This is a genomic window from Chitinimonas sp., from assembly GCF_041904975.1.
Taxonomy (GTDB): Bacteria; Pseudomonadota; Gammaproteobacteria; order Burkholderiales; family Chitinimonadaceae; genus Chitinimonas.
In genome coordinates this window covers 1-8,520 of the sequence record NZ_JAYRLZ010000189.1, presented here as the reverse complement: position 1 = coordinate 8,520, position 8,520 = coordinate 1, and the positions used below count along the sequence as shown (strand labels likewise).

At 60.5% G+C, this 8,520-nt stretch carries 7 protein-coding genes, 3 tRNA genes and 1 pseudogene; 4 read left to right on the top strand and 7 right to left on the bottom strand.

Annotated features, from left to right (window positions below):
- The 5 genes and pseudogenes from ACE3OH_RS15840 to ACE3OH_RS15820 all read right to left on the bottom strand — a co-directional run.
- A pseudogene (locus tag ACE3OH_RS15840) lies at window positions 1–213 on the bottom strand (2-aminoethylphosphonate--pyruvate transaminase); the annotation flags it as partial.
- 123 nt (window positions 214–336) lie between these two features.
- Window positions 337–2,043 carry a putative 2-aminoethylphosphonate ABC transporter permease subunit gene (locus ACE3OH_RS15835; protein WP_374355035.1) on the bottom strand — a complete coding sequence of 569 codons (1,707 nt, stop codon included), beginning with the start codon at window positions 2,041–2,043 and terminating at the stop codon, window positions 337–339.
- A complete protein-coding gene (locus ACE3OH_RS15830) occupies window positions 2,043–3,152 on the bottom strand; it encodes a putative 2-aminoethylphosphonate ABC transporter ATP-binding protein (protein ID WP_374355032.1) in 1,110 nt (369 codons plus the stop codon). The genes ACE3OH_RS15835 and ACE3OH_RS15830 overlap by 1 nt, the downstream gene beginning before the upstream one ends.
- Window positions 3,149–3,703, bottom strand: a complete 555-nt coding sequence (locus tag ACE3OH_RS15825) for a phosphonate degradation HD-domain oxygenase (RefSeq protein WP_374355029.1) — start codon at window positions 3,701–3,703, stop codon at window positions 3,149–3,151. Before ACE3OH_RS15825 ends, ACE3OH_RS15830 begins: the two co-directional genes overlap by 4 nt.
- A 151-nt stretch (window positions 3,704–3,854) precedes the next feature.
- A complete protein-coding gene (locus ACE3OH_RS15820) occupies window positions 3,855–4,874 on the bottom strand; it encodes a putative 2-aminoethylphosphonate ABC transporter substrate-binding protein (RefSeq protein ID WP_374355026.1) in 1,020 nt (339 codons plus the stop codon).
- Between the two features lie 338 nt (window positions 4,875–5,212).
- Here ACE3OH_RS15820 and ACE3OH_RS15815 point away from each other — a divergent pair.
- The 4 genes from ACE3OH_RS15815 to ACE3OH_RS15800 all read left to right on the top strand — a co-directional run bounded on the left by ACE3OH_RS15815 (window position 5,213) and on the right by ACE3OH_RS15800 (window position 6,895).
- Window positions 5,213–5,288 (top strand) — tRNA-Gly (locus tag ACE3OH_RS15815).
- Between the two features lie 29 nt (window positions 5,289–5,317).
- A tRNA-Gly gene (locus ACE3OH_RS15810) sits at window positions 5,318–5,393 on the top strand.
- Window positions 5,394–5,461: 68 nt separating this feature from the next.
- Window positions 5,462–5,535 (top strand) — tRNA-Cys (locus ACE3OH_RS15805).
- A gap of 181 nt (window positions 5,536–5,716) precedes the next feature.
- Complete coding sequence (locus ACE3OH_RS15800; RefSeq protein WP_374355022.1) at window positions 5,717–6,895, top strand: site-specific integrase; 1,179 nt, start codon at window positions 5,717–5,719, stop codon at window positions 6,893–6,895.
- Window positions 6,896–6,905: 10 nt separating this feature from the next.
- Here the strand turns inward: ACE3OH_RS15800 and ACE3OH_RS15795 are convergent, their stop codons facing one another.
- Both ACE3OH_RS15795 and ACE3OH_RS15790 read right to left on the bottom strand, forming a co-directional pair.
- Window positions 6,906–7,175: a helix-turn-helix domain-containing protein gene (locus ACE3OH_RS15795; protein ID WP_374355018.1), complete on the bottom strand. Its 270-nt coding sequence runs from the start codon at window positions 7,173–7,175 to the stop codon at window positions 6,906–6,908.
- Window positions 7,172–8,520: DNA methyltransferase (locus ACE3OH_RS15790; RefSeq protein ID WP_374355015.1), on the bottom strand; the 1,349-nt coding region annotated here is incomplete at its 5' end. The genes ACE3OH_RS15790 and ACE3OH_RS15795, both read right to left, overlap by 4 nt.

Sequence of the window (8,520 nt, the reverse complement as noted above, 5' to 3'; positions counted from 1 at the left end):
AATTGCCGCCTCCACCGCAAAAGTGCCGGAGCCTTGCAGCGGCACGCAGGCGTATTCGTCGCCACCATCGATCAGCGCCACCAGCCGGGCACAGACATCGGCGGTCAGGGCATTGAAATCGGCATCCCAGCTGCCCCAGTCGTTGAGCATGGCGGTCTTGGTGGCAAGGCTGGTGGTGAGGGGGCCGGGGGTGAGCAGTATCGGGTCACGCATGGTGTCTACATCCAGTGAACGGTATGGGTAAAACGCAGGGCGCCCTCCACTCCCCCATGCCGGAGCGGGCTGGGGAGTAGAGGTTCAGGGTGGCAAGTCGCGGTGCAATCATGGCGGACTTAGTTAGCGGCTCGGCTGACGCCAGGCTTGGGTGCGGCGCTGCAGCCAGCCGCTCATGGCATTGATCAAGAGCGTGGCGGCCAGCGAGGTGGCAACAATCAGCGTAGCCATGGCGGCAGCGGCAGCGGTATCGCCGGCGTCGTCCATATTCAGCACCGCCAGCGAGGCCAGCACCGTATCGGGGGTGTGCAGAAAGATGACGCAGCTCACCGTGGTCATCGCCGATACGAACAAATAGCGCAACACATCGAGCAGGGCGGGCAGGCTGATCGGCAGGCTCACCCGCCAGAAGCTGGTCCACCACGGCCGGCACAGGCTCTGGCTTACCGCCTCCACCTCCGGGTCGATCTGGCGCAGGGCAGTAGTCAGGGTCAGATAGGGGGTGGTGTAAAAATGCGCAATGGTGGCCAGCACCAGGATGGCCATGCTGCCGTAAAGCCCATGCAGCGGATTGCCTGCTGCGTTGAAGCAAAAGATATAGCCCAGCCCCAGTACCAGGCCCGGCACCGCCATCGGCAGCATCGCCAGACCATGCAACAGGTTCAGCGCCAGACGCGGCACCGGCGTCTTCTGCACCAGATAGCTGCCGACGAACAGCACCGCCGCCCCGCCCAACGCCGTCAGGCTGGCCAGGGTGACACTATTGCGAAAGGCCAGCCAGCCGCCACCGTCGACATTGTCAAAGTCAAAATGCGCCAAGGTGGCATGCATCTGGTACGGCCATTGCGCCATGAATGCCGCCGCCACCGCCACCAGCAGCAAGGCCAGCAGGAATACCGCGATGGCCGCACAGGCAGCGCCGAGCAAGCCATCGCGCCAGCGATTGCGCGGCGCGACAAAGGCCACCGAGCGGCCACTGAAGCTGGCGCCATGGCCGCGTGCCACGCGCCGCTCCAGCACAAAGCTGAGCAAGGCCGGCAGCAGCAAAACCAGACCAATGACCGCGCCCTTGCCGAAATTCTGCTGGCCGATCACCTGTTTGTAGGCTTCCAGCGCCAGTACATTGGTCTGGCCGCCGATCACCTTGGGCACGCCGAAGTCGGTCACCACCAGGGTGAACACCACCATGGCCGCCGACACCAGGCCGTAACGGATATTGGGCAAGGTAATGGTGAAAAAACGGCGCAGCTTGCTGGCGCCCAGGGTATCGGCCGCCTCGTAGAGCCGCGCATCGGCCACCGCCAGCGCGGTGCCGAGGATCAGCAAGGCATGGGGAAAGGTGTAAAAGAACTCGCCCATCACAATGCCAAGTGGCCCGTAGATGCTGGTACCGCCAAGCAAGGGCTTGAGCAAGCCCTGATTGCCGAACAGATAGACCAATGAAATGGCCGGCATCAGCGAAGGCGCCAGCAGCGGCGACAAGGCCACCATGCGCAGCAGTGGCCGTGCCGGCAGGCGCGAGCGGGTCAGGGCAAAGGCAAACATCAGTGCCAGCGGCAGCACCAGGGCGGTGGTCAGCAGGGCCAGCGACAGGCTGTTGTACAGCGCCTCATGCAGCCGCGCCTCGCTGGCCAGCTCGATCAGATTGGCCAGGCCGACAAAGGCGCCGGAGCGATCTTGCCCGGCTTTGAGCAGGATGCTGGCTAGCGGCCAGCCGATGAATACCAGCAGCACGCCGGCCAGCAGCCAAGCCAGCAGCTGCGCCAGGCGCTGGTCGGCTGCGAGGGTCGGTCCGGGCACGGGACCGCGCAACAGGAGAGAGATCGCCATCACAGCCCCACACCGGCAAACAGGCGCAGCCGCTCGGCCGGCAGGCGGATCGGCACCAGCTGGCCCGGTACCAGATTGACCAGGCCCGGATCATGCGGGGCCATATCGGCCAGCAGGCTGATATGGCGGGCGGCGCTCAGGCTCAGGGTGGCGCGGCGCACATTGCCGAGAAAATCGACCCGCTCCACATAGGCCATCAAGGGTGTGGCCGGCGACCAGTGCGCATCGACACACACATCTTCCGGTCGGCAGAACAGCACGGCGGCGCCGCTGCCGGGCACGTCGAACATCAACGGCACCTCATTGATGCGGGCCACCCGGTCCTCCCCCACCTGCACCGGGAGCCAGTTGGCCTTGCCGACGAATTCCGCCACGAAGCGGCTGGCCGGCTGCCGGTAAATCTGCTCGGGCGTGCCGACCTGCTCGATGCGGCCCTGGTTCATCACCGCAATGGTATCGGCCAGCGCCAGCGCTTCTTCCTGATCATGGGTCACCATCAGGGTGGTGACGCCGAGTTTTTGCTGCAGGGTGCGCAATTCACGCCGCAGGTGCTCGCGCACCTTGGCATCGAGTGCCGACAAGGGTTCGTCCAGCAGCAACAGGCTGGGCGAAGTCGCCAGCGCCCGCGCCAGTGCTACCCGCTGCTGCTGGCCGCCCGACAGCTGCGCCGGGTATTTGTCCTCGCTGCCCGGCAGGCCGACCAGGGCCAGCAACTCGCGTACCCGCTGATCGCGCGCCGCCCGGCCGGTGCGCAAGCCATAGCCGATAATGCCGGCCACGGTGAGGTTGGGGAACAGCGCATAGCTTTGAAACACGATGCCATAGTCACGCTTGGCCGGCGGCAGGTGGCCGATATCGTGCCCGGCCAGGCTAAGCGTGCCGCCGTCCTGGCTTTCCAGCCCGGCCAGAATGCGCAGCAAGGTGGTCTTGCCGCAGCCGGATGGCCCGAGCAGGCAGACAAACTCACCCTTGCGCACATTCAGATCCACGCCATTGAGCGCGGTAAAGCTGCCAAAACGCTTGCTGATGCCAGCAAAACGCAGCCAGTCGGCAGCCGCTACCGGCTTGGCTGCGGCGATATCCACCGGGAGTTCTTGAGGTTTGCTCACGCTTGCGCTCCGGCCAGTGCCGCCAGGCGCGGCAGAAAGTAGGCAAAGTCTGGGGTACTCAGGCCAGGCACCTTGGCGGCGTCATCGTGACGCCGCAATGCAATGGCCGCCTTGGCATAGGGGTTCTGCTCGAAGCGCGCCGCCTCGGTCGCCTGCATGGGGCCACCTTGCAGCTGCAGGCTCAGCTGCGAAGCTGGCGATAGTGCGGCGTGATAGCCGGGCTCGCTCAGGCATAAATAGCGCTTGGCCTCGACATGCAGGCCGATCGGCTCCACCACCGCATCAGGCAGCAAGCCACGCAAAAACGGCAGGATGCGGTATTGGTGCAAATCGTCGCTGCCGGCCGCCAACGCATCGTCGGCCTGCTCGAACAGCATATGGCCAAGGTCGTGCAGCAGACAGGCCACCACCAAGGCATCATCGGCACCAGCCTGCTCGGCCAGCCAGGCCGCCTGCAAGCCATGCTCGCGCTGGCTCACCGCCTCGCCGCCATACAGGCGAGTGCCCGCATCGCCAAACAGCTGCTCGATATTGTCTAGCGTCAGCGCCATTACGCTTCACCCTCTCTTTGACCTTGCCAACCATTGCCCGCGCACTCAGCGGCAAGGCGCCACGCTTGCCGGCGCCAAACATTGCAACAAGCCGGAACGCCCGCTTATGGCGTTCCGGCATTGACTGATGCACGATCAGTCAGGCCTGTGATCACTTCTTTTCCGACTTGCCGTCGTAACGACGGGTCCATTCGGCCAGGATGCGGTCGCGATTGGCGGCCGACCATTTCAGATCCTGCTTGACCAGCATCTGCTCGTAATTGGCCGGGATATGGGCATTGGGCTTGGCGACGCCGGGGTAGGCAACAATGGCGAAGTTCTTTTCATACAGCTCATTGGCGCCCTTGCTGGCCGACCAGTCAGCCAGCTTCCTGGCCGCATCCATATTCTTGCTGCCCTTCATGATGGCGGTGGCTTCCAGATCCCAGCCAAGGCCCTCCTTCGGGAACACCAGATCGATCGGTGCGCCACCGTCCTTGAGCTTGGCGGCGCGGTATTCAAACGAGATACCGATCGGGAATTCGCCTGCCGCTGCCTGCTTGCACGGCTTGGAACCGGAATGGGTGTACTGGGCGATGTTGTCGTGCAGCTTGTCCATATAGGCCCAGCCTTCCTTCTCGCCCATCAGGCCCAGCCAGGCTGTGACATCGAAATAGCCGGTGCCGCTCGAAGCCGGGTTCGGCATCACGATCTTGCCCTTGTACTCAGGCTTGGTCAGGTCGCGCCAGCTTTCCGGCTTCTTCAGGCCCTGCTTGGCTGCTTCCACCGTGTTGAAGCACACCGTGGCGCCCCACACATCCATGCCGACCCAGCTCGGCGGCGTGGCGCTATCCACATACTGGCGCGACAGCTTTTCCACGCCCTTGGGCGCATAGGCCTGCAACATGCCTTCCTTTTCCAGCACCAGGAGCGAGCTGGCGGCCACACCCATCACCACATCGGCCTGCGGATTGGCTTTCTCGGCCAGCAGCTTGGCGGTGATCACGCCGGTCGATTCGCGCACCCACTTGATCTTGACCTCGGGGACATCCTTTTCGAACTGTTCCTGATAAGCCTTGAGCTGATCGGCTTCCAGCGCGGTATACACGGTCAGCGTGGTGTCGGCATGGGCAAACCCGGCCAGCAGCGCAGCCATCAGGGCCAAGGGCTTCAACAGAGTGCGAACTTGCATGAAGAACTCCAAGTAAGGGAAAGAGGTGAAGCGATGGGCGCAGACTGTAGTCAGGCTGTGTGACAAGGTCGTGACGTCTAGATGACCTTTCATGCAAAAAGGTGTGCAGTCGGTGGCGCAGCGCGAGCCGGCATCAACAATAGGGCTCCGACTATCCGCACCCTGCAGCCACACTGCTTGCCAGAGCAGCACTGAACGGCAGATCCACTCATTAGGAATCAACAACTTATCGAAATATCACTGACTACCTGCAAAAAATTGCAGAAACTTGCTTGACACGAAAACTTCGATGTCTATAATGGCGGCTCTTCGCAACACACGAAGCAAAGCAAAACGAAGCGGGAGTAGCTCAGTTGGTAGAGCGATACCTTGCCAAGGTATAGGTCGAGAGTTCGAGACTCTTCTCCCGCTCCAAATTGCTTGCAGAATGTGTTACCGAATATGCGGGAGTAGCTCAGTTGGTAGAGCGATACCTTGCCAAGGTATAGGTCGAGAGTTCGAGACTCTTCTCCCGCTCCAGAATTTGGCAAAAAGGGAAAGTGAATACTTTCCCTTTTTCGTCTAAGGTCACGCTACTGTGTGGCTACGGCGCGATAGCAAAGCGGTTATGCACCGGATTGCAAATCCGTGTAGGTCGGTTCGACTCCGGCTCGCGCCTCCAGAAATTCTTAGTAAGAACAAGCACTTACGGGCCTCTAACCAAGGCCCGTTTTTGTTTTCCGGCATTCAAATCCCACTCGCAACCACCTTAAAACAGTCCAAACCACTCCGACCACAGTGGTTTCGCCACTTCCTGTCCGTATAATCGAATTGCACAAACAGCAATCAGACACGGAGGAATCATGGCAACTGTCCGCGAGAAGCCGAATGGCACGTTCGAGTTCCGCATCACCCGCAAGGGTCTGCTCCCTAAGCCGCTCTACTGGACGGTGTATCCCGACGAATACGAATCCGCCCTACTCCGCGCCAAGGAGATCGAGGCGATGCTCGACAAGGGTATTGTTCCGACCGAGCTGGCCGAGCGCGATGACAAACGCGCTCGGCAGGATTTGGTTGGCGCCGTCATTCGTGATTACATGCTCACGCAAACGATCACACTCGACGATCAACGCCAGCTAAATACCCTATTGGACGAACCATTCACTAAATTGCCATTGGCTTCGCTTAATGGCGAATGGGCGGATAGCTGGGTGACTAAAATGAAGCGCGAATGGAACTTGGCGCCGTCAACCATTCGAAAATATGTAGGAGCCCTGGCTCGCTGCCTTGATTGGTATATCCGTAAGCGGCCCGATGACTTAAAAGCCAATCCACTGCGCATGCTGCCGAAGCGTTACGCGACATATAACGACACCGACACTGCGCTTGCTGTCCAAAATGGCGGCGTGGCTAAAGATGATATTGCCCGAGACAGACGGCTTGAAATGGCCGAAGAAACTGAAGTGCGCCGCATTCTGGCTGGCGGTAAACCACATAAGCGCGAACGGGCATTTGAACTTCAATATCAAGCAGCACTGGAATTCTTATTTGATCTGGCGCTGGAATCGGGAATGCGGCTGCGAGAAATGGCGACCCTGGACGTCGACCAAGTGCAAATAGACAAGCGAACGATATTCCTCGACAAGACCAAGAATGGCGACAAGCGTCAGGTGCCAATGTCGTCAGTAGCGCTGACAGCACTAGCTCGGTACCAAGCGCATGTGCAACAGAGTACGCGCGGGATGGCCGGCTTTAGTTTCGATAACGGCCGGCTATTCCCGTGGTGGAATGGATCAGCCAGCAGGGCTGATTTAGAGAAAATGACCAGCAAATTGTCTGGCCTGTTTGGTCGTGTGTTTGATGCTGCGGGCTGTGGTGATATTCACTTTCACGATCTACGGCATGAGGCAACTAGCCGGCTATACGAACGCACCAACTTGTCTGACTTGGAGATTTCAAAAATCACAGGGCACAAGGATATTCGCATGCTGTCGCGCTATGCCAATCTGCGCGGCAGCAATTTGGCAGAGCGGCTTTGGTAGCCGCCCTGCGTCAAAGAATGTGCTTCCTACGCCGGCCCCGGCTTACCGCCCTTGGCCGGTCTTCCGCCTGAGGCGGCGGCATCGTTGCACCGCGTCGATCAGACGTTTGCTTTTCCACTTGCGCACCCAGGTAACGCTCAACATCGGAAGCCAGAAACACCCATTCCTTGCCGATTTTGGCGCCACGCAGTTCGCCTGTTTGCGCCAGCTTAAGCACGGAATTCGCATGGATACGCAGGTAGCTTGCTGCATCCTGTATTCCCATCGTCTGCGCAATCATGCTGCCGCCCTCTCCTGCTCAAAGTCGAACAGCGTCGGCATGGTGAATTCGGCCTCTGCCGCCTTCAGGTAATGCACCTGATCCATGAAGTAGGCCGGGTTCAGCTCGCTGCCGCTGGCACGGCGGCCCAGCTTGATGGCGCGCACGCCTACTGTGCCGAGTCCGTGGAACGGGTCGTAGACCTCTTCATCCGGGTTGCTGTAGCGCTCGATCAGCCGATCGACGATATCGAACTGAAGTGGGCAGACATGCTGCTCGACCGCCCGCTTGGCTTGGTCGCCGTTAAGCGTGCGCATGCGCACCACGTCATGCCATACATCCGGGTGGTGACTGCCGGGCGCCAGGCTCATGAAGGTCGATGGCAGCGCGCTGCGGGCTTCCAGCTCTTGGCCGATTCGGACATGAAAGTCGAAGTCATAGACATTGGCGAGGCTATGGTCGGTGAACATTTGCGCCAGCTTGGCCGGGCCGTAGCCTGCCATTTCGTCTGCCGTCAGCATGCGATTGCCACTGCTCCGCCAGAAGGCGTGCGCGTCAACCTGCCAGCGTGCCCGGGTGTATTGCTCCTTGCTCTTGACCACCGGCACATCGGCATAGCCTCGGCTGCGGTCAGTCTGCGGCTTGCGGAATAGCAACACATACTCTGGCGAACCGACGCCCATCTTGGTACCGTCTTTGCACTGCTCCGACCAGCCCAGGCGGTAGGTCTGGTTGTTCTCGCGTACCACATCGGTAACCACCGTGATCATGCCCATATAGTCGAAGCCGTGCTTTTGCGCGTGGAAGATCGCCTCGGCGTGGAATGGGCTGACGGTCGGGGCGCCGGCACCGGTGACATTGCCGAACAGGATGCGGTCTTTAACGTGGCAGCAGTACAACCGGCCTGGCTTGAGGATGCGCAGCAGCTCGGGCGTCAGGAAATCCATCTGCGCCCAGAAGTGCTCATTGCTCTCGGTGTGGCCGAAATCGTTGTAACTCGGCGTGTATTCATAGTGGTTGGCGAACGGGATCGAGGTGACAATCAGATCCTTGCTGTTCTCTGGCTGAATGCGCGCCTCGGCTACGCAGTCATTATTCGCAACGGCGAAACGCTCACCGCGCACCTCGATCCGCTCCACGCCGATGGCGCGGGCCAGCGTTTCTTGCATGGCCAGCTGGTTGAGGCCGTATTGCTTGATGATCTCGGTCATTTTCTGAACCATCTCCTCGTGTTGCGCCCACTTCTGCTGCAAGGTGCGCAGCACTTCGCGCTCGGCCTCGCTATAGATAACGTCGATGCGTACCTGCTCAGGCTGCTGGAAGCGCTGCAGACGGTGGATTGCCTGGATAAAGTCGTTGAACGTGA

Bases quoted from the DNA above. Each gene is read 5' to 3' on its own strand.
- ACE3OH_RS15825 (WP_374355029.1), bottom strand. From the start codon at position 3,703: ATGGCGCTGACGCTAGACAATATCGAGCAGCTGTTTGGCGATGCGGGC.
- ACE3OH_RS15800 (WP_374355022.1), top strand. From the start codon at position 5,717: ATGGCAACTGTCCGCGAGAAGCCGAATGGCACGTTCGAGTTCCGCATC.
- ACE3OH_RS15820 (WP_374355026.1), bottom strand. From the start codon at position 4,874: ATGCAAGTTCGCACTCTGTTGAAGCCCTTGGCCCTGATGGCTGCGCTG.
- ACE3OH_RS15835 (WP_374355035.1), bottom strand. From the start codon at position 2,043: ATGGCGATCTCTCTCCTGTTGCGCGGTCCCGTGCCCGGACCGACCCTC.
- ACE3OH_RS15795 (WP_374355018.1), bottom strand. From the start codon at position 7,175: ATGATTGCGCAGACGATGGGAATACAGGATGCAGCAAGCTACCTGCGT.